General features: G+C 70.0%; 19 protein-coding genes. 10 read left to right on the top strand and 9 right to left on the bottom strand.

The window, feature by feature from the left end; genetic code table 11:
* The first annotated feature begins 41 nt into the window (after positions 1 to 41).
* Positions 42 to 308, top strand: coding sequence for a hypothetical protein (locus UG56_RS06095; protein WP_045549908.1), 267 nt, complete (start codon positions 42 to 44; stop codon positions 306 to 308).
* Here UG56_RS06095 and UG56_RS06090 read toward each other — a convergent pair.
* Positions 297 to 713 carry a VOC family protein gene (locus tag UG56_RS06090; RefSeq protein WP_045549909.1) on the bottom strand — a complete coding sequence of 139 codons (417 nt, stop codon included), beginning with the start codon at positions 711 to 713 and terminating at the stop codon, positions 297 to 299. The two genes, UG56_RS06095 and UG56_RS06090, sit on opposite strands and share 12 nt — an antisense overlap.
* A gap of 50 nt (positions 714 to 763) precedes the next feature.
* The gene (locus UG56_RS06085; protein ID WP_045549923.1) at positions 764 to 1,477 is read right to left on the bottom strand and encodes a TetR/AcrR family transcriptional regulator; all 714 of its coding nucleotides are present in this window, start codon (positions 1,475 to 1,477) and stop codon (positions 764 to 766) included.
* A gap of 355 nt (positions 1,478 to 1,832) precedes the next feature.
* Here UG56_RS06085 and UG56_RS06080 point away from each other — a divergent pair, with 355 nt between their 5' ends.
* The 4 genes from UG56_RS06080 to nhaA all read left to right on the top strand — a co-directional run bounded on the left by UG56_RS06080 (position 1,833) and on the right by nhaA (position 9,025).
* On the top strand, positions 1,833 to 3,227 hold the full coding sequence (locus UG56_RS06080) for a hypothetical protein (RefSeq protein ID WP_045549910.1): 1,395 nt from the start codon (positions 1,833 to 1,835) through the stop codon (positions 3,225 to 3,227).
* Between the two features lie 396 nt (positions 3,228 to 3,623).
* Positions 3,624 to 5,717 carry an adenylate/guanylate cyclase domain-containing protein gene (locus tag UG56_RS06075; protein WP_084100600.1) on the top strand — a complete coding sequence of 698 codons (2,094 nt, stop codon included), beginning with the start codon at positions 3,624 to 3,626 and terminating at the stop codon, positions 5,715 to 5,717.
* Positions 5,714 to 7,132, top strand: a complete 1,419-nt coding sequence (locus UG56_RS06070; protein WP_143054927.1) for a mechanosensitive ion channel family protein — start codon at positions 5,714 to 5,716, stop codon at positions 7,130 to 7,132. The genes UG56_RS06075 and UG56_RS06070 overlap by 4 nt, the downstream gene beginning before the upstream one ends.
* Positions 7,133 to 7,141: 9 nt before the next feature.
* Complete coding sequence (gene nhaA, locus UG56_RS06065; protein ID WP_256206459.1) at positions 7,142 to 9,025, top strand: Na+/H+ antiporter NhaA; 1,884 nt, start codon at positions 7,142 to 7,144, stop codon at positions 9,023 to 9,025.
* 80 nt (positions 9,026 to 9,105) lie between these two features.
* On the opposite strand, the gene UG56_RS06060 is transcribed toward nhaA, so the two are convergent.
* On the bottom strand, positions 9,106 to 9,621 hold the full coding sequence (locus UG56_RS06060; RefSeq protein WP_045549911.1) for a DoxX family protein: 516 nt from the start codon (positions 9,619 to 9,621) through the stop codon (positions 9,106 to 9,108).
* 91 nt (positions 9,622 to 9,712) lie between these two features.
* Here UG56_RS06060 and UG56_RS06055 point away from each other — a divergent pair, with 91 nt between their 5' ends.
* On the top strand, positions 9,713 to 10,579 hold the full coding sequence (locus UG56_RS06055) for a hypothetical protein (RefSeq protein ID WP_045549912.1): 867 nt from the start codon (positions 9,713 to 9,715) through the stop codon (positions 10,577 to 10,579).
* Between the two features lie 3 nt (positions 10,580 to 10,582).
* On the opposite strand, the gene UG56_RS06050 is transcribed toward UG56_RS06055, so the two are convergent.
* Complete coding sequence (locus UG56_RS06050) at positions 10,583 to 11,218, bottom strand: TetR/AcrR family transcriptional regulator (RefSeq protein ID WP_045549913.1); 636 nt, start codon at positions 11,216 to 11,218, stop codon at positions 10,583 to 10,585.
* A 150-nt stretch (positions 11,219 to 11,368) separates the two neighbouring features.
* Between UG56_RS06050 and UG56_RS06045 the strand changes: the two genes are divergently transcribed.
* From UG56_RS06045 to UG56_RS06035, 3 genes are read left to right on the top strand one after another with little or no spacing between them, the layout of a single operon-like run.
* Positions 11,369 to 12,151: an SDR family NAD(P)-dependent oxidoreductase gene (locus tag UG56_RS06045; protein ID WP_045549914.1), complete on the top strand. Its 783-nt coding sequence runs from the start codon at positions 11,369 to 11,371 to the stop codon at positions 12,149 to 12,151.
* A gap of 2 nt (positions 12,152 to 12,153) precedes the next feature.
* Entirely contained in the window at positions 12,154 to 13,287 is a 1,134-nt protein-coding gene (locus tag UG56_RS06040; RefSeq protein WP_045549915.1) for a DUF5938 domain-containing protein, read from the top strand.
* A gap of 10 nt (positions 13,288 to 13,297) precedes the next feature.
* Entirely contained in the window at positions 13,298 to 14,911 is a 1,614-nt protein-coding gene (locus tag UG56_RS06035) for an acyl-CoA synthetase (protein WP_045549916.1), read from the top strand.
* Between the two features lie 20 nt (positions 14,912 to 14,931).
* Here UG56_RS06035 and UG56_RS06030 read toward each other — a convergent pair whose 3' ends face one another.
* From UG56_RS06030 to UG56_RS06010, 5 genes are all read right to left on the bottom strand, one after another.
* The gene (locus tag UG56_RS06030; RefSeq protein WP_045549917.1) at positions 14,932 to 15,183 is read right to left on the bottom strand and encodes a hypothetical protein; all 252 of its coding nucleotides are present in this window, start codon (positions 15,181 to 15,183) and stop codon (positions 14,932 to 14,934) included.
* Between the two features lie 92 nt (positions 15,184 to 15,275).
* Complete coding sequence (locus UG56_RS06025) at positions 15,276 to 15,806, bottom strand: pyridoxamine 5'-phosphate oxidase family protein (protein ID WP_045549918.1); 531 nt, start codon at positions 15,804 to 15,806, stop codon at positions 15,276 to 15,278.
* 49 nt (positions 15,807 to 15,855) lie between these two features.
* Positions 15,856 to 16,245, bottom strand: a complete 390-nt coding sequence (locus UG56_RS06020; RefSeq protein ID WP_045549919.1) for an acyl-CoA thioesterase — start codon at positions 16,243 to 16,245, stop codon at positions 15,856 to 15,858.
* Entirely contained in the window at positions 16,242 to 17,435 is a 1,194-nt protein-coding gene (gene fahA / locus UG56_RS06015) for a fumarylacetoacetase (RefSeq protein WP_045549920.1), read from the bottom strand. Before fahA ends, UG56_RS06020 begins: the two co-directional genes overlap by 4 nt.
* Positions 17,432 to 18,634 carry a homogentisate 1,2-dioxygenase gene (locus tag UG56_RS06010; RefSeq protein ID WP_045549921.1) on the bottom strand — a complete coding sequence of 401 codons (1,203 nt, stop codon included), beginning with the start codon at positions 18,632 to 18,634 and terminating at the stop codon, positions 17,432 to 17,434. The genes fahA and UG56_RS06010 overlap by 4 nt, the downstream gene beginning before the upstream one ends.
* Before the next feature lie 106 nt (positions 18,635 to 18,740).
* Here UG56_RS06010 and UG56_RS06005 point away from each other — a divergent pair, with 106 nt between their 5' ends.
* Positions 18,741 to 19,136, top strand: a complete 396-nt coding sequence (locus UG56_RS06005) for a hypothetical protein (RefSeq protein WP_143054926.1) — start codon at positions 18,741 to 18,743, stop codon at positions 19,134 to 19,136.
* Positions 19,137 to 19,255 lie beyond the last annotated feature (119 nt).

The following is a 19,255-nucleotide window of genomic DNA, read 5'->3' as shown; positions in this document are numbered from 1 at the left end:
GTCGGGCAAGGGTGGAACCACTGACACCCGGAGGAGCTCCGATGCCCGACCACCTCGACACCTTCGCCCTCACCGTGACGACCGGCGCGGAGCCGGCGCTGATGCCGCTCGGCACCGGCTCCGCCGACCTGTCCGCTCTGACCACCGCGGTCCTCTCGTACGAGACCACCGACTCCGGCTCCGCCGCGACGGTCGAGTGGGCGACCGCCGACGGGACCCTGCACCGCGCCGTCCTCAGCCACGACGTCGAGTCGGCTCGACCTCAGAGCACGGAGCCACCTGCACCAGGGGCGGTGCTACGCCTCTGACCGCTGCGCCTCCCAGGCGGCGACCTCCGCCTCGGAACGGAGCACGCAGAGCTGGTTGCCCTCGGGATCGGCGAAGATCACCCAGCCGGTGCCGGGGCCGTACTTGCCGCGGTGGTCGGCGATCTGGGTCGCACCGAGCTCGAGCAGCCGCTCGACCTCCTCGTCGCGGGTGCCGGTGCGCGGGCGCAGGTCGAGGTGGATCCGCTTGGCGGGCAGCTCCTCGTCGGGCACCTCGATGAACAGCAGCCGGTGGCCGGTCTCCGGGTCGAGGATCATGCACTCCTCGTGGCCGGGGAGGTTCGGGTCGCCCTCCACGTCGACGTAGCCGAGCAGTTCCTTCCACCACTCCGAGAGCGCGTACGCGTCATGGCAGTCGATGGTGGTGTGGGAGACGAAGAGGGTCATGCCGACATCGAAACCTAAGCGCGCACCCGAGTCCACCGGGTTCCGGTGCCTCAGACCGGCTCGGCGACCTTCTCGTCGATGAACTGCGGGAGCAGGTCGATAGCGATCGGTGCGGCCGCGTCGATCTTCTCCTGCGGCACGTCGCAGATCCGCAGGCAGGCCGCCGCGATGGCCCACGCCTCGCGGCACGGGATCTTGCGGGCCGGGTCCTCGGTGCGCATGTTGATCACGCCTTCGACCTGCTGGATGAGCAGGTCACCGAGCTGCTTGCGGCTGACCGTCGAGCGCACCGTCTTCGAGGCGACCTCGCTGGCCAGGTCCGCGTAGTGGGCGGCCAGCTCGGCGTGCTCGTTGCGGAACTCGTCGTAGACCTCGCACTTGGCCACGTCGGGCAGCTGGTAGAGCATGCCGACGTTGTGCGGCACATCGGCGAGGGTGCGTACGTCGACGAGGACCAGCAGGTAGAGCGCGGTCTCGTAGTCGAGGGGTGGCACGCGGTTGAGGATCTTCTCCACCTTGTCCGTGGTCGGACGGACCGACCGGCGGAGCAGCTCGCCGAGGATCTCGTCCTTCCCCGCGAAGTGGTAGTAGAGCGATGCCTGGCGGATGCCGACCATGTCGGCGATCTCGCGGGTAGACGTCGCCGCGAAACCCTGGGAGACGAACAGCCGCGAGGCGGCATCCAGGATCTGGTCGCGCGGTGAGGTCGTACCTGAGTCGGGAACATGCCTAGGGCGGCCGGGCCGAGAACGCCTAGTTGTCATGTTGCCCATCTAACTCCCGTCCAGACTTTCAAGGAAGACTTGAAAGGACTTTATCCTCTACAAAATCTGAGTCTTAGGACCTATTGGACATAGCTCGAACGGGCTATGTCCTCGATGTGCGTGTTTGCGCCCGTCAACACTCGGACGCGTACACCGGAAGCCCCCATGAACGGCTGAGCACCAGGTCGCACCACTTGCTTCGGTGCTGTCATCCGGCTGTTACCCGCCGTCACAGTGGCTAACGACGATGTGGGTGACAGGTCACGCATCTGTTGGACATTCGTGGGCCGTCTGTGGCGACCGCCACATGAACTCCGACCGATCCGCTCGATTTACTCGTGCTTAGATCCTCGTCATGATCCGCCGGACCGCCCCCGCCGCCACCCTCCTGGCCCTGCTCACCCTCGTGGCCGGACCGGCCGCCGGACCGGCCGCCGGCGCGACCATGCCACCGAACCCGTACGCCGGCCCGGACGGCACCTGGAACATGCACGGCGACGCCGGGGCGTCCGACACGACGCCGTTCGAGGGCCCCGGGGCCCACCCCTCCCCCGCACAGCCGGTGCCGCTGCCCGCGGTGTGCCCGACGATCCTCAGCGGTTCGGACGGGATGGTGCAGGCACTGTGCACCGAGTACCTCGACCGCGCACCGAGCCTCTACCTCCTCGACCCGACCACGCTCCTCCCGGTTGCCCGGCACCACCTCTCGGCGGGCGCGCTGCTCGGCGGCGTCTACGCCTACGTCGACCACGAGTCGAGGCTCGTCACCGTCGACGGCTCCGGGTCGCTGCTCTGGCTGGCGCACTCGAAGTCATGGCGCGGCTGGTCGATCGAGGTGGAGCGCGAGGTGCCGGTGTCCCTGCCGGACGGTGACGCGGTCGCCACCGTCGGACCGGGCTACGACGCCAACGTCTGGTTCGCCACCGCCCGGGGCCGCGCCGGGTTCGTCACCCCGGGCGGCGACGTCGTCATCACCAGCCTCGGCGGTGGGGACGAGAAGGTCGCCAACTCCATCTCCAGCGCCCCGAGCGGGGTCGCGGTGACGACCGACCACGCGACGTACCTGCTCCGTGCCGGCAGGGACGGCGACGCGGTGCGGACGGTCTGGCGACAGCCCTACGACCGCGGCGAGGCCCGCAAGCCGGGGCAGCTCAGCCACGGCAGCGGCTCGACGCCGACGTTCTTCGGGGAACGTACGGGCGCGGACCTCGTGGTGATCACCGACAACGCCGCTCCCCGGGAGAACCTCCTCGTCTACCGGGCCCGCGACGGGCGGGAGGTGTGCCGGCTCCCGATCCTCACCGAGGAGAGCAGCGGCACCGAGAACTCTCCGGTGGCCTGGGGCAGCTCGGTCTTCATCGCCAGCACCTACGGCTATCCCTACCCCGCGCAGGCGACCGAGGACGCGGGCGAATCGGTCCCCGCCGAGGCGAACTTCGCCGGCGGCATGGAGCGCATCGACGTCGACGAGAGGTCCGGCACCTGCGCGTCGGTCTGGCGCAACGAGGTGCCCTCGGCCGCGGTCCCCCGGCTCTCCCGCGGCGAGGACGTCCTCTACACCGTCACCCGACGCGGCAGCGGCACGACCTGGCGCCTGGCCCGGATCGACCCCGCCGACGGCCAGATCCTCTCCGAGACCTTCCTCGGCCTCGGGCCGCTGGCCAACACCCTGCAGATGGTCGGCACGATCCTCCCCGACCGCACTCTTCTCCAGGGGACGCTCGCGGGTCTCGTCGCCGTACGACCCTGAACGAGCCACATCCATCCCGGACGTTTCGCGATGCGTACGGATGAGGTCATCTGGTGCAGATCGCTGCGCGTTGGCTCTGTTCATAGGTACGCTCGCCCGGATGGCACACCCGGTCGTGCCGCTCACGCATCAACTCCCCCACGCATACCGACAAGTGAAATCTCACGGTGCCTGGAGCACTCGTCTCGGGATCCCCCGCCACGGGTGCGCATCGCCAAGGGGGAAGAGCACATGGGCCAGAGTGACGCAGTCGTCCAGCGGGCGGGCGGCAACGCGAGACCTACACAGACGCACGCGCCGGCGGCAGCAGCCGGGCCAGTCGAGTCCGAGCACGACGCAGCTGATGGGACGGGCGGCCCGGGCGAACCGCTGGCGACCCGGCGACGCGGCAGCCGCGTGGGCTTCGGAAGCATCCAGTCCAAGCTCCTGCTGATGCTGGTCCTGACCAGCGTGCTGTCCTCGATCGTGGTGGGCTACTTCGGCTACCGCAGCGGCACGCAGGCGCTCGAGGACTCCACCCGCAGCCGCCTCCAGGACGTGCTCGACGAGCGCGCTTCCCGGGTCTCGGCGTTGATCAACAACGTCTCCGGCGGCGTGGTCCTGGACAGCCAGGGCGTCGGCCCGGAGTCGATGGCCGACTTCAGCTCGGCCTACAACCAGCTGGCGCGGGGCACGGTGAACCCGGCGGACACGGCGGCGCTGACCCGCTACTACAACGACTACTACGCACCCCGTCTGCAGGAGAACGTCGGCGGTGAGATCAACGCCGAGGCCTTCATCCCGACGTCGCCGGCTCGGACCTACCTGCAGGCGCGCTACACCGTCAAGGCGACCACCGAGACCGACACCTCGCGTCCCGTCTCCGATGTCGACGACGCCGGCGACGGCTCCGCGTGGAGTGCCGCCAACAAGAAGTGGAATCCCTACTGGCGGGCCGTACGCGACTCCCTCGGCCTCGACGACGTGATGATGATCGACACCGAGGGGCGCATCGTCTACTCCGCCGACAAGGGCACGGACCTCGGCAGCGACGTCGACACCGGCGAGCTCCGCGACGGGGCGCTGGAGTCGCTGTGGCGCGAGGCGCTGCGCTCCAACAACCGCGACTACGTGGCGATCTCCGACTACGAGAGCTACCAGCCCGCGTTCGGCCGGCCGCGGATGTTCGTCGCCTCCCCGATCGGCACCGGCGGCGATGCGACCGGCGTGCTCGTCTACGAGGTCTCGTCCAACGCGATCACGATGCTCACCACCGGGTCCGGCAGGGCCGACAAGGTCACCGGCCTCGGCGAGACCGGCGAGTCCTACATCGTCGGCACCGACGGCCTGCTGCGCACCAACTCCCGCGAGCTGCTCACCGATCCGAAGGCCTTCGCCGAGCAGATGCGCGACAACGGCGCGAGCGAGGAGACCCTCGACAAGATGCTCCGGATGAAGCTGGCCGTCGGGCTGCTCTCCGCAGGACCGGACGTCTCCGAGGTGGCCAAGCAGGGCGACACCGGTGTCGCCGAGATGACCGACTATGCCGGTCACCAGGTGCTGGCGGCGTACGAACCGCTGGACGTGGAAGGGCTGGACTGGTCGCTGGTCGCGACCATCGAGACCGAGGAGGCGCTCGCGCCCGTGCAGGGGTTCGCCCGCAACGTACTGCTGGCGACGGCGGCCGTCATCCTGCTCGTCTGCGCCATCTCGATCCTGCTGGCGCGGGTCTTCACCAGACCGGTCGGCCGGCTGATGAACGGTGTCCGTGCCGTGGCCGGTGGAGACCTCGGCACCCAGGTCGATGCCGGATCCCGGGACGAGTTCGGCGACCTGGCGACCGCCTTCAACGACCTGAGCTCGAACCTGGCCGCCAAGCAGGAGCTCGTCGACGCCCAGCAGGCGGAGAACTCCCGCATCCTGCGCTCGCTGATGCCCGAGGCGGTCGCCGACCGCTACCAGCACGGGGAGACCACGATCTCGGCCGAGCACCAGAACGCCTCGGTCGTCTACACCGAGATCGACGGCTTCGACGCGTTCGCCGGCAAGCGTCCCGCCGAGGAGTCCCTGGCGATGCTCAAGGAGCTCTCCGCGGGCTTCGACGCGGCCGCCCACCGCGCCGGCATCGAGAAGGTACGCAGCGTCGGCACCGGCTACATCGGCAGCAGCGGCCTCATCGTCCAGCGCGTCGACCACGTCCGCAGGGTCGCCGACTTCGCCGTCGACGTGGCCCGGATGGTCGAGCGGTTCAACGTCACCAACGGTGCCGACCTGGTGCTGCGCGCCGGCGTGCACACCGGAGACGTACGCGGCGGCCTGGTCGGCCAGGGCGACATGGTCTACAACCTGTGGGGTGAGGCGGTCGACCTGGCCTACCGGGTCCGGACCGTCGACGGCGAGCCCGGGATCTACGTGACCGACGAGGTCAAGGAGCAGCTCGCCTCGGCGTACGACTTCGAGCAGGTCGGCACGATCGAGGAGAGCCCGGTGTGGCGGGTGGTGCTGTCGTGACGCACATCGTCGACATCGGTGGCACCGGGTGGTTCGGGTGGGCGATGGCGCTCATCGTCGGGCTGCCGATCCTCCTGCTGGTCCTCTCCGAGGTCCACCTGCGGCTGGTCCGTCGGGACAGCAGCCTGGCCGCGCCCGTCAACCGGCTCCGGCTGTGGCTGCTGCCGGGCGCGGCTCTGCTGGTGCTCCTCACCCAGGTGGGTCACCTCTCGGCCGACAACAACGGCGTACGCATCGTGGCGACCGTGGTCGGCGTGCTCGCCGTGAGCATCGCCCTGGGCGCGCTCAACGCACTGCTCTTCGGCAACGCCGTGCGTGGCAGCTGGCGCGAGCGGCTGCCCGGGATCTTCATCGACCTGGCTCGGCTGGTCCTGGTCGTGGCCGGTGCCGCGTTCGTCGCCTCGATGGTGTGGGGCTTCGACGTCGGCGGGCTGTGGGCGACGCTCGGCGTCGGATCGATCGTCATCGGCCTGGCGCTGCAGAACGCCATCGGCAGCGTGGTCTCGGGACTGCTGCTGCTCTTCGAGCAGCCCTTCCGGCTCGGCGACACCCTCGACGTGGGCGGAGTCAGCGGCCGGGTCGTGGAGATGAACTGGCGCTCCACCCACCTCGACACCGGCAGCGGGGTCCAGGTCATCCCCAACTCCTCGCTGGCCGCGGCCTCGTTCACCAACGACAGCCGTCCCACCCGCGCCCACGACCACACCTTCAGCCTGACCTTCGGGCCGGCCGACCCGCCTCATGAGGTGGTCGAGACGGTGACCACGACCGCCGCCGCCCTGCCGTCGCTACGGCCCGGGTCCGTCACGAAGGTGCGCGCCGCCGGTGGCGGCGTCTACGACGTGACCCTTCCGCTGGCCACCGCCTCCGAGGCCGGCCTCGCGAGCTCCACCCTGCGCACCCGGCTCTGGTACGCAGCCCGCCGGGCCGGCCTCACCCTCGACGGCGTCGCCGCCGACCCTCGCCCGGTGGCCGACGTGGAGGCGGCGCTGCGGTCCGTCTCGACCACCCTCGAGCTCACCGACGAGGAGATCGAGGCGCTGGCACCGCAGTGCAGCCTGAAGACGTTCGGTGCGGGCGAGCACATCGTCCGGCCGGGGCGGGTGCCGACGGCCTACGGGTTCGTCGCCAGCGGCGTGGTCGAGGTGACCGCTCCCGCCGGCCCCGCCTCCGCGAACGGCTCCGGTGGCGCGGTCGTCGTGGCGCGCCTCGACCGCGGTCAGGTCGTCACCGCGGAGGCGCTCCTGCGCGAGAGCGGCACCCTGACCGCGACGGCGGTCACGCTGACGGAGGTCCTCGAGCTGCCGCTCGCGGTCGTCGACCAGCTCGTCGTCGCCAAGCACGGCGTGGCCCGGCGGCTCAGCGAGGTGGCCGACATGCAGCGCGCCAACACACCGCAGGGACAGCACACCTAGGATCTTCCTGTGGGGACACAGCAGACGAAGTGCCGGCGCGACGACGACCTGACCGGACAGCTCGGCACGACACTGCGGCACTTCATGCATCTGGAGTCGACGAGCGCCGCCCTCCTGGTGGTCGCCTCGCTGCTGGCGCTGGCCTGGGCCAACTCGCCGTGGTCGGACGGCTACGAGCACCTGTTGGAGACGGTGCTGTCGGTGCGGTTGGGCGACGTCGGGCTCTCGATGAACCTGCACCACTGGGTCAACGACGGCCTGATGGTGGTCTTCTTCTTCGTCGTCGGCCTGGAGGTACGCCGCGAGCTCGCCGTCGGCGAGCTCACCGACCGCCGCCGCACGGTGGTGCCGCTGATCGCCGGTGCGGGCGGCCTGATCCTGCCGGCGCTGATCTATCTGTTGCTCAACTCCTCCGGCGAGGCGGCCCGCGGGTGGGGCATCGTGATCGGCACCGACACCGCGTTCCTGCTCGGCATGCTCGCGCTGGTCGGGCCGGCGGTCTCGACCCAGCTGCGCATCTTCCTGCTCACGCTGACGGTGATCGACGACATCGTCGCGGTGAGCGTCATCGGCGTGGCCTACACCGAGCACCTCTCGGTCGGACCGCTGATCGTGGCCGGGCTGGCCCTGGCCGGGATCTTCGTGCTCGACCGGGTGAAGGTGTGGCGGGCCGGGCCCTACGTACTCCTCGTCCTGATCGCCTGGGTGGCCACCCTGGGCGCCGGTCTGCATGCCTCGATCGCCGGGATGCTGGCCGGGCTGCTCGTGCCCGCGGCCGAGCCGACCCGGGCCCAGATGGAGGTCGCGACCTCGCGGTTCCGGGCGTTCCGGCAGTCGCCGCTGCCCACCCTGCAGCGCGAGACCCGCGACGAGCTGACCCGCACGATCTCGGTCAACGAGCGGCTCCAGGAGTCGCTGCACGTGCCGACGAGCTACTTCATCGTCCCGGTCTTCGCGCTCGCCAACGCCGGCGTCGACCTGCGCAACGGCGTCCTCGGCGAGGCCCTGACCTCACCGGTGACCTGGGGTGTCGTCGCCGGCCTGGTCCTGGGCAAGACCCTCGGGATCGGCGGCGGCGCGCTCGTCGCCACCCGGCTGCGGCTCGGCCGACTGCCCCAGGGCGTCGGCGGCGGCCATGTCCTCGGCGGCGCGGCGCTGTCCGGGATCGGCTTCACCGTCGCACTGCTGATCACCACCCTCGCCTTCGACTCGCCCACCCTTCAGCGGGACGCGATCGTCGGCGTACTCCTCTCCGTGGTGATCGCCTCCGCCCTCGGCTGGGTGATCTTCCAGCTCGCCGCGCGCTTCCTCGGCCAGCGGGACGCGGCGCTGCCGAAGGTGCTCTCGACCCCGGTCGACCCGGCGCGCGACCACATCTACGGCGACCTGGACGCCGAGATCACCCTGCTCGAGTATCTCGACTACGAGTGCCCGTTCTGTGCCCGCGCCACCGGCACCGCCAACGAGGTCCGCGACTACTTCGGGCCCCGGATCCGCTACGTCGTACGCCACCTGCCCCTCCCCCAGCACCCGCACGCCGAGCTGGCCGCCGTCGCTGCGGAGGCCGCCGGGCGGCAGGGCCGGTTCTGGGAGATGCACAAGCACCTCTTCGACCATCAGAACGAGCTCGAGCACAAGGACCTGGCCGGCTACGCCGGTGTCCTCGGGCTCGACGTCGAGCAGTTCCTCCGCGACCTGGAGGACCCGGCGCTGGCCGAGCACGTCCGCGAGGACATGGCCTCGGCCAACGACAGCGGCGCCCGCGGCACCCCGACGTTCTTCGTCGGCGTCCACCGCCACGAGGGCCGCTACGACGCCCGCACCCTGATCGCCGAGCTGGAACGGTCGGCTACCGGCGAGACCGCACGACTGGGGATGCGCTCGCGCCGCTGACGAAACCCACGCCGAGTCGGCTCGTCATGACGAGCCGACTCGCCATCGATTCGCGTCAGAACGAGCCGACTCGGCGAGGCTCAGGCGTCGTCCGCGTCGGTGGCGTCGCCCTGCGGCCGATAGGTGGCGGCGAGGAGGAGCGCGGTGCCGAGGACACCGCCGCCGAGAGCGACCGCGCCGCCGATCCAGCCGTCGTAGACGATGCCGAGGGCGGAGTCGAGCGAGATCGTGCCGGGTCCGGTGACACCCAGGACGACCGCGACGACGGCCAGGATCATGACGTACTCCCAGCCCTCCTTGAAGACGAAGAACCCGTTCGGCCGGTGGGCGAGCAGGGCGGCGACCAGCATCACCCCGACCACGCCGGCGGCGGCCAGCGGGGTGATCAGGCCCAGGATCAGCAGCACGCCCGCGCCGATCTCGGTGACCACGCTGGCCCACGCCTGAAGCGTGCCGTGGCGCAGGCCGAGACTCTCGAACCAGCCGGCCGTGCCGGCGATCTTGCCGCCACCTCGCCAGTGGTTGACGCCGTGGGCGATCATCGTGCCGCCCACCGCCAGACGGAGCAGCATCAGGGCCAGATCGACGGGGTCCATCAGAAGGTTCCTCGCTGTTATGGGGAGTGGTCGGCCCAGCCTAGGAGGAGGCCGGGCACGATGCACGGAGGGACGCCGTAGGCTCTCCCGAATGCTGCTCCTCGGAGTCACCCTCGCGCTGGGCTCGGCCGTCGCCCATGCCGCCTGGAACACGGCCTCGAAGACCATCGCTCCCGCGGGACGGCCGGCCCTGTGGGCGGTCGCGATCGTGGAGAGCTGCCTGGTCGTCACGGTCACCGCGGTCGTGATGATCGTGCGCGGGCACGGCATCACGGTGACCGGGGAGCTCCTGCTGCTCTCGCTGGGCAGCACCGCGATGCACGCGCTGACCATGGGCCTGGTCCAGGTCGCCTACCAGGACTTCGACGTCAGCCAGATCTACCCGCTCTCCCGCGGTCTCGCGCCCGTCGTGGTGGCGCTCACCGGCATGGTCGTGCTCGGGCAGTGGCTGAGCTGGGCGCAGTGGGGTGGCGTACTCCTGATGGCGGCGGCGGTCGGGGCCCTGCTCTTCGAGACCATCCGCACCAAGGGCTCGCTGCAGGCCAAGCCGCTGCTGTGGTCGGGATGCATCGCCGCCGCGATCGCCGGCTACACGACCTACGACGGCTGGGTGGTCGTCGAGCGCGGCCTCGACCCGATCGCCTACTACGCCGTCGGCACGGTGGTCCAGGTGGCCCTGTGGAGCGTGGTCGTGCGCGGGAAGTACGCCGAGGGGCTGCGCCAGCTCCGGATCCACGCGCGGACCGTGGCCGTGCTCGCGGTCCTGGTCCCCACCTCGTACGTCCTCAGCCTCTACGCCACCCTGCACGCCCCGGTCTCCCTGGTCGCCGCGGTGCGCAGCTCGAGCCTGATCTGGGTCGCGCTCTCGGCGGCCCTGGTGCTGCGCGAGCCGATCGGAACGGTACGCGTCGCCGCGACGATCCTCGCCGCGGCGGCCGTGGTCACGATGGTGGTGTGAGCCCTACGCCTTCGCGGGGGCGAGCAGCATCGGCATCAGGCCGACCACCTGGGCCCGCAGGTCCTCCAGGGCACCCTCGCGGCCGTTGAGGTGACCGAGCAGCGCCTGCTGGAAGATCCCGTCGAACATCCCGTAGGCCACCGGCGCGGCAATCGCGGGCTCGGCGCCGGCGAGCGTGGCGTAGCGGTCCACGATCCGCGCGATCATGTCCTCGAGGCTCTGGTCGATCTGGGTGACGGCCTCGCGCAGGCTCTCCTCGAACATCGACTGCGAGCGCAGGTCGTACCAGAGCCGGTGCATCGGGGCTTCCTCGACGATCGTCTCGACCAGCTTGTCGCCGAACCGCTCGGCGAGGTCGTCGGGCGAGGTCGCCTCGGCCACGACGCCGTCGTAGCGGTGGACGCAGGTCTCCTTGTAGTAGCGCACGCAGTAGACGATCAGCTCGAGCTTGTCGTTGAAGTAGTAGTGCACGACGCCGTGGCTGAACTCGGAGTTGTTGGCGATCTCGCGCAGGCTGGAGCGCGCGTAGCCCAGCTCCCCCAGGGTGCGCAGCGCCGACTCGGCGAGCGCCTTGCGGCGTTCGTCGTGCTTGTCGGCAGGCGTGCGGCGAGACGCCTTCGGGGCGGCGACCGGGGTCATGAGCCGCAACGATACCCCCTCCCGTCCGCTGTTCGGCGCCACCCGGGTCATTTTCTGGTCAATCGTCAAGAGAAATCTTGACAGTCGTCAAGATTAGCGATTGTCTGTGAGCCGGATCACAGCGACATCACAGCGACGAAGGAGTCACAGATGACCGATCTGAGCGGACGCACAGCACTCGTCACCGGCGGAGCCCAAGGTCTGGGCGAGGGGATGGCCCGGGCGCTCGCCGCGGCCGGCGCCAAGGTCGCCGTCGCGGACGTGAAGGACGACCAGGGTGCCAAGGTGGCCGAGTCCATCGGCGGCACCTTCGTGCACCTGGACGTCACCGACGACGCCTCCTGGGAGGCCGGGGTCGCCGCCGCGGTCGAGGGCCTCGGTGGGCTCGACGTGCTGGTCAACAACGCCGGCGTGGAGATCACCAGCCTGGTCACCGAGCTCGACCCCGACGACGTCAGGAAGATGCTCGAGGTCAACGTGCTCGGCACGGCCCTCGGGCTCAAGCACGGCCTGCGTACGATGCGGCCCGACGGTGCCGCCGGCAACGGTGGCGTGATCGTCAACGTCGCCTCGGTCGCGGCCACCATCGCCTTCCCCGGCATCTCGGTCTACTCGGCCACCAAGAGCGCCGTCGACCGACTGACCCGGGTCGCGGCGATGGAGAGCGGCAAGCTCGGCTACGGCGTACGCGTCAACTGCATCTATCCCGGGCTGGTGCCGACCGAGATGGGCGTCGGCCTGGCCGTCGACTGCGCCGACCTCGGGCTCTTCGAGTCTCCCGACGCGGCCGTCGCCGGAGTCGTCGAGCTCACCCCGTCGGGCCGGCTCGGCACGGTCGAGGACATGGCCGACGCGGTCGTCTTCCTCGCCTCCGACCAGGCGAAGTTCATCAACGGAGTCGGCCTGCCGGTCGACGGTGGAATGGGGATGTGAGCATGAGCGAGAACAAGCCCGTCGTCGTCTACGGCGCCTCCGGCTACACCGGCCGGCTGGTCTGTGAATACCTGCGCGAGCTCGGGGTGCCGTTCGTCGCGGCCGGCCGCTCCAAGGACAAGCTGGTCGACTCGATGACCTCCCACGTCCCCGGGATCGAGACCGCCGACTACGAGATCGCCGAGGTGGAGCACACCGTCGAGGCGCTCACCGAACTGCTCACCGGCGCCCGCGTCGTCCTCAACACCGTCGGCCCCTTCTCCAAGCACGGGCCAGAGGTGGTCGAGGCCGCGCTGGCCGCCGGGGTCCACTACACCGACACCACCGGCGAGCAGGACTGGCTGATCACCTGCGACGAGACCTACGGCGAGGGCTACGCGGAGAAGGGGCTGCTGCTCGCGCCGGGCATCGCGCAGATGTACACCACCGGTGAGATCGCCGCCGAGATCTGCCTGGAGCAGCCCGGCCTCGACACCCTCGACATCGCGGTCTTCTGGGGCGGCTCCCCCACGATCGCCTCGACCCGCACCATCCTGGTCAACGCGGCCACCTCGAAGGCGCACTACCTGGAGCAGAACGCGTACGTCGAGTTCGACCCGACCGCCGGCCTGGTCCCGCTCGTGGTCCCCGGCCAGCACGAGCTCGCGCTGTCACTGCCGTGGGGCGGCACCTCGCACCCGGTCTGGTACCGCCGCGACCCGAAGGTGGCCAGCTGCAAGGCGCAGGGCGGCGTCTTCAACGCCGCCTTGATGAACGGAGTGCCGCAGATCGTCGCGGGTGCGCTGGAGGCGACCAAGGACATGGACCCCGAGCAGCGCGACGAGGCGCTGACCGCCACCGCAGCCCAGGTGATGAACCAGATGCCGCCGCGCGAGAACCCGCGGCTCAACAAGTCGCTCGACTCGGTCCACGCCTCCGGCCCGCTGGGACGCGCGCACTGCGTCATCCACGGCAACCAGAACTACAAGCAGACCGGGCTGCTGCAGGCGTACGTCGCCTACTCGCTGCTCCAGCAGCCGCCTCGCCGGGTGGGCTTCGCCTCGGGCTGCCAGGCGTTCGGCCACCGCGAGCTCCTCGGCCAGCTGCAGGCCTTCGGGCTGGTCTCGGAGCCGGTCGTCACCCGGCAGCGCGGCTGAGGGGGCGCCGATGCGGCTCGTCGACTACCTGGACAAGGGCGCCTCGCTCGGAGGCGACGCGCCCTGTCTCGTCTGCGGCGAGGACACCTGGACGTACGCCGAGGTCGTCGATCTCTCGGTACGTGTCGCCGCGGGCCTCCAGGCCCGCGGCGTCGCGCCGGGGGCGAAGGTCGCCATCCTCTCGGCCAACGACCCGGTCGCCTTCGCCTCCGTCTTCGGGATCAGCCGCGCCGGGGGCGTCTGGTGCCCGGTCAACCCGCGCAGCGAGGCGGCCGAGAACCGGGAGCTCCTCGATCTCTTCGGCTGCTCGGCGCTGATCTTCCAGTCGGCCTTCGCCGGCCTGGTCGACCAGATCCGTGGCGACCTGCCGGAGCTGACCACCCTGGTCTGTCTCGACGCGACCTACGACTGGGCGATCGGCTGGGACGACTTCCTCGGCTCCCCCGACGCCTTCGAGCCCGTCGAGGTGGAGGACGATCTCGCGATGGTCGTCGGCACCGGCGGGACCACCGGGCGACCCAAGGGCGTCATGCTCACCGGAACCAACCTGGAGACGATGTCGGCGATCACGCTGATGGCCTACCCGTGGCCGGGTGCGCCGGACCGGCCGACCTATCTCGCGCTGGCACCGCTGACCCATGCCGCCGGGGTGCTCTGCTTCCCGGTGCTGTGCTTGGGCGGGACCATCGTGGTGATGCGTACGCCGGACGTGGGGGCGTTCCTCGAGCACATCGAGCGTCACCACGTGACCCACACGTTCCTGCCGCCGACGCTGATCTACCTGGTGCTGGACCATCCGGCGCTGTCCTCGACCGACCTGAGGTCGCTGCGCTGCTTCTGGTACGGCGCCGCGCCGATGTCGGCGACCCGTCTGGAGGAGGCCTTGACGCGGATCGGTCCGGTGATGGCGCAGCTGTTCGGGCAGACCGAGGCGCCGATGATGATCGCGACCATGTCGCCCGCCGACCACTTCCACGCGGACGGGACGGTCGCCACCGAGCGGCTCTCCTCGGCCGGTCGTCCGGCGCCCCTGGTGACCGTCTCGATCATGGGCGAGCGCGGCACGCTGCTCGGACCCGGGGAGCGAGGCGAGATCGTCGTACGCAGCTCCCTGGTCATGCGGGGCTACCTCGACAACCCCGAGGCCACCGCCGAGGCGAGCGAGCACGGCTGGCACCACACCGGCGACATCGGGTTCCTCGACGAGGAGGGCTTCCTGCACATCGTCGACCGCGCCAAGGACATGGTGATCACCGGCGGCTTCAACGTCTACTCCACCGAGGTCGAGCAGGCGCTGATGACGCATCCCTCGATCGCCGACTGTGCGGTGGTCGGGCTGCCCGACGAGAAGTGGGGCGAGCGCGTCACCGCCGTCGTCCTCCCCCGGCCCGGTGCCGAGGTCGACGTCGCCGAGCTGAAGGCGTACGTCAAGGAGCGGATCGGCGCGGTCAAGACCCCCAAGCAGATCGAGGTCTGGCCGGACCTGCCGCGCTCGAAGGTAGGCAAGGTGCTCAAGACCGAGATCAAGAAAAGCCTTGCCGGTGGTGCCGAGTCGGCGGATCTGCCCCCGTGCCTCGCGAAGCGAAGCGAGCGAGAGGGGGCGGATGCGCCGACTCGGCCGTAAAGCGTTGAGCCGTAAGGCAATCAGCGCCACACGACGAACAGCGAGTAGTCGTCGAACGGCGACTCGGAGCCGTCGCAGCGCCACTTCTCGATCTGCCCGGCGTACCACATCTGCTGGCCGGCGGCCGCACAGTCGTCCTGCCAGTAGAAGTCGCGGCCGGTGTACTCCCAGCCGCCCTCCTCGGTGGCTGCCGAGGCCGAGCTCGCCAGGGCGCCCCCGGCGATCAGGGCGGCGGCGAGCGGAGCGGCGGCGGCGATGCGGATGAGCTTCATGATGGTCTCCTTGGGTGGGTGTTCGGATCGGACACCCACCACGCTCCGCCTCGCTGCTGTCAGAAAAGTCCCCGGTCGCTCACCGTTTTCTGTCACTTGCCATTGTCTGCGTCCGTTTGGCGTGGAAATGACCCCGGGTCGGACGCGTACGCCACCGTCCAGCTCGGCTCGATGGTGGCGTAGACGACGCCGGTCTCGTCCCAGGTCTGCGGGTCGGAGCCGTAGTAGTCGGTGAAGTAGGCGTTGTACTCCTCGAACTCCGGACCCTCGCTGACGACCTGCGCCGTGCCGTGGGTGAAGACGCCGATGCGCTCACCGTCGACGTAGGTCGCACTGACCGCCGGGCGGGCGCGCATGTGCTTGACCTTGATGGCGGTGGCGGCGGTCCCGAACAGCCAGCGCCCGTGGAGGAAGTGGCCGTCGACGCAGCTCGTCCGCGGCTCGCCGCGAGCGGTGACGGTGGCGAGCACCAGGACCTTCATGCCCGTCAGCTCGGTCGCGAGCTGACGGGCGTCGAGGCGTCGGTCGTCGGTGACGATGCCGGTCAGATGGCCGTTCGCACGGCCGATCGAGGCGTCCAGGAGGCGTTGCAGGTCGGCGATCTCTTCGTCTGTCTCGTGCACACGAGGAGTCTCACACCGAGCGCCCTGGCACCGCTTGACCGTTCTTGCGCTAGCCGAGCGCGGTCACGATCTCGGACGGGATGGCGGTGGTGCCGGATCCGTCGGTCGCGACGATCACATAGACGACCGACACCGCACAGGCGACCTCCTCGCCCCGGCGGAACTCGAACTCGAGCGTGAAGCTCTTGGTGCCGATCCGGGTCGTGCGCACCGGCACCTGGACCCGGTCGCCGAAGCCGATGCCGACCTTCCAGTCCAGGTCGGCGTGGGCGAGGTGGGCGTCGACCCCGAGCTCCTTCCAGCGGGAGTAGGGCACCCCGCGGGCGTCGATGAAGTGGTTCATCGCCTCGTCGACGTAGCCGAGGTACCAGCTGTTGAACATCACCCCCTGCATGTCGACCTCGAAGTAGCGGGGCGTGAACTCGTAGACCGTCGTCATGGGCGCTCCTTGGCTGGCAGGATCCGGCCGCTGACCTCGCCGAGGGCGATCCTGCTGCCGCTCGGTGCGGGCGCGGTGGCGGTGATGGTGACCTCGTCGCCATCCTCCAAGAACGTACGCACCGACCCGTCATCCAGCGTGAACGGCTCGGCGCCCGACCAACTGAGCTCGAGGAACGAGCCGCGCTGACCCGGCTCCGGGCCGCTGATCGTGCCGCTGGCGAACAGGTCGCCGACACGCAGCGAGGCGCCGTTGGCGGTCATGTGGGCGAGCATCTGCGGCGCGGTCCAGTACATCGTGGCGTACGGCGGCTCGGCGACCAGCGTGCCGTTGAGCCGCACCTCGAGGGCGAGGTCGAGGGCCCAGGGCTCCAGCGTCGAGTCGTCCAGGTAGCCGGTCAGCGGGACATCTCGTTCCGGCTGGCTGACCCGGGCCGCTTCGAGCGCCGCCAGCGGGAGGACCCACGGCGAGATCGAGGTGGCGAACGACTTGCCGAGGAACGGGCCCAGCGGGACGTACTCCCAGGCCTGGATGTCGCGTGCCGACCAGTCGTTGAGCAGCGTGATCCCGAAGATGTGGCCGGCTGCCTCGCGGAGCGGGACCGGGGTGCCCTGCTCCGAGCCGAGGCCGACCACGAACCCGAGCTCGGCCTCGATGTCGAGGCGGATCGAGGGGCCGTCGACGATCCCGTCGGGGGTCTTGCGCAGCCCCGTCGGCCGGACGACGTCCGTGCCGGAGACGACCACCGTGCCGGAGCGGCCGTGGTAGCCGATCGGCAGGTGCTTCCAGTTGGGCGTCAGCGGCTCGGAGTCGGGGCGGAACATCCTCCCGACGTTCGACGCGTGGTGCTCGGAGGCGTAGAAGTCGACGTAGTCGGCCACCGTGAACGGCAGCAGCAGGTCGGCGTCCTCGATCGGCACCAGGTGGGGACGCACCTGCTGCTCGCTCGCGGGATCGCTGAGCAGCCGGGTCACCTCGGTGCGTACGTCCTGCCACACGGCCGGTCCCGCAGCCAGCAGGGCGTCGAGCCCGCCTGCGCCGACGCCGGTGACGGCGGCGACATCGAGCACGAGGTCACCGATCCGCGCCCCGAGGCGCGGGGCTGGATCGGCTGCGGTGCGGAAGGTGGCGTACGGAAGTGCCTCGAGGCCGAACAGACTGTCCTTGATGTCCAGCCAGGACGCCGTCACCGGCGGCGACCTCCCGCCCAGGTCCAGGCGTACTTCCCGTCGTCGACCGCCGCGCCTGCCTCGCCGATCTCCAGCGGCCGGAAGGTGTCGACCATGACCGCGAGCTCGTCGAAGAACTCCGCGCCCAGGCTGCGCTCCATCGCACCGGGCTGGGGACCGTGGGCGTGACCGCCGGGGTGGAGGGTGACCGAGCCGATGCCGATCCCGGAGCCCTTGCGGGCCTCGTAGTCGCCGCCGACGTAGAACATCACCTCGTCGGAGTCGACGTTGGAGTGGTAGTAGGGCACCGGCACCGCGAGCTCGTGGTAGTCCACCTTGCGGGGCACGAAGTTGCAGATCACGAAGTTGTTCCCCTCGAAGACCTGGTGGGCCGGCGGCGGCTGGTGCACCTTGCCGGTGATCGGCATGAAGTCCGCGACGTTGAACGCGTACGGGTAGAGGCAGCCGTCCCAGCCGACGACGTCGAACGGGTGGTGCGGGGTGACGTGGACCGAGCCGGCGATGCCGTTGGCGCCCGGGCCGCGATGCTTGATGTGGACCTCGGCGTCCTCCCCGGCGATCACCTGCGGGTCGGTCGGGAGCCGGAGGTCCCGCTCGCAGTACGGGGCATGCTCGAGGAACTGGCCGAACCGCGACAGATAGCGCTTCGGCGGCGCGATGTGGGAGTTGGCCTCGATCGCATAGACCCGCAGCGGCTCGTCGCCGCTCGGCACCCAGCGGTGGGTGGTCGCCCGCGGGATCACCACGTAGTCGCCCTCGCCGACCTCCAGGTCACCGAAGACGGTCTCGACGACCGCGTCGCCGGACTCGACGTAGACACACTCGTCGCCGATGGCGTTGCGGTAGAGCGGCGAGATCTCCCCCGCCACCGCATAGTGGAGGCGTACGTCACCGTTGCCGAGCACCAGCCTTCGACCGGTGACCGGATCAGTGCTCTTCCACTCCTCACCCGGGAAGAGGTCGTGCAGCCCGAGGTGCATCGGGCGCAGCGGATGGTTGGGGGTGGTGCCGTGGTCGGGCAGCTCCCAGATGCGTACGTCCTTCACCGCCGAGGGGATGTGGCGGTGGTAGAGCAGGGAGGAGTCCGAGGAGAACCCCTCCTCACCCATGAGCTCCTCGAAGTAGAGATTCCCTTCGCCGTCGCGGTGTTGGGTGTGCCGCTTCGGTGGAATCTGCCCGCGCTGTTGGTAGTGCGCCATACCTCGGATCGTACGTGACCTGGACCACACCGATCATGAGGGCCGAACGTCCTGAATTCGTCGGGGTACCTCCCGGGGCATAGCCCCTCTCCCCTAGTCTCCGTGGATGCCCTCCGAGACCCCCGAGACCCTTTTCGTGGCGCACGCGACGGGTCGTCTCCTGCACGTCCGGGCCTGTCCCCAGCTCCTCGGCCTCGACGCCCCGTTGATCGCCACTCCCGCGCAGATCGAGTCGTTGGGCACGTGCGCGTGGTGTGCGAACGAGCTCTCCGAGGCCGGCCGAAGATACTTCGACTCCGTCGAGCAGGCCGTACGCACCCTCGACCCCTCCGACGAGGCCGTCCGTGCCACCGAGGCGGCTCTCGGCGATGTCGACTACGAGCTCGTCTGGGTTCCGCCGAGCTACTCGCACATCGCTGTCGGGGACAAGGAGCACGCTGTCGCCTGGATCGGTCGGGGGTGCGTCATGCATCAGGACGGGCGGCTCATCGACTTCGGGTGAGGTCAGGTCCGGTGGTCGAGCTTGTCGAGACCACCCTCTGTGGGTGTCCTGGTACGCGGGCCTCGCCGGGTGTTCCGGGTGCCGCACCGACCTGTGTCGCGGACCGGTGATGCCCCGGT

This window comes from Nocardioides luteus (assembly GCF_000960475.2).
Classification (GTDB): Bacteria; Actinomycetota; Actinomycetes; order Propionibacteriales; family Nocardioidaceae; genus Nocardioides; species Nocardioides luteus_A.
Note: the sequence above shows the minus strand (reverse complement) of the source record. Positions and strands in the feature narration are given on the sequence as shown.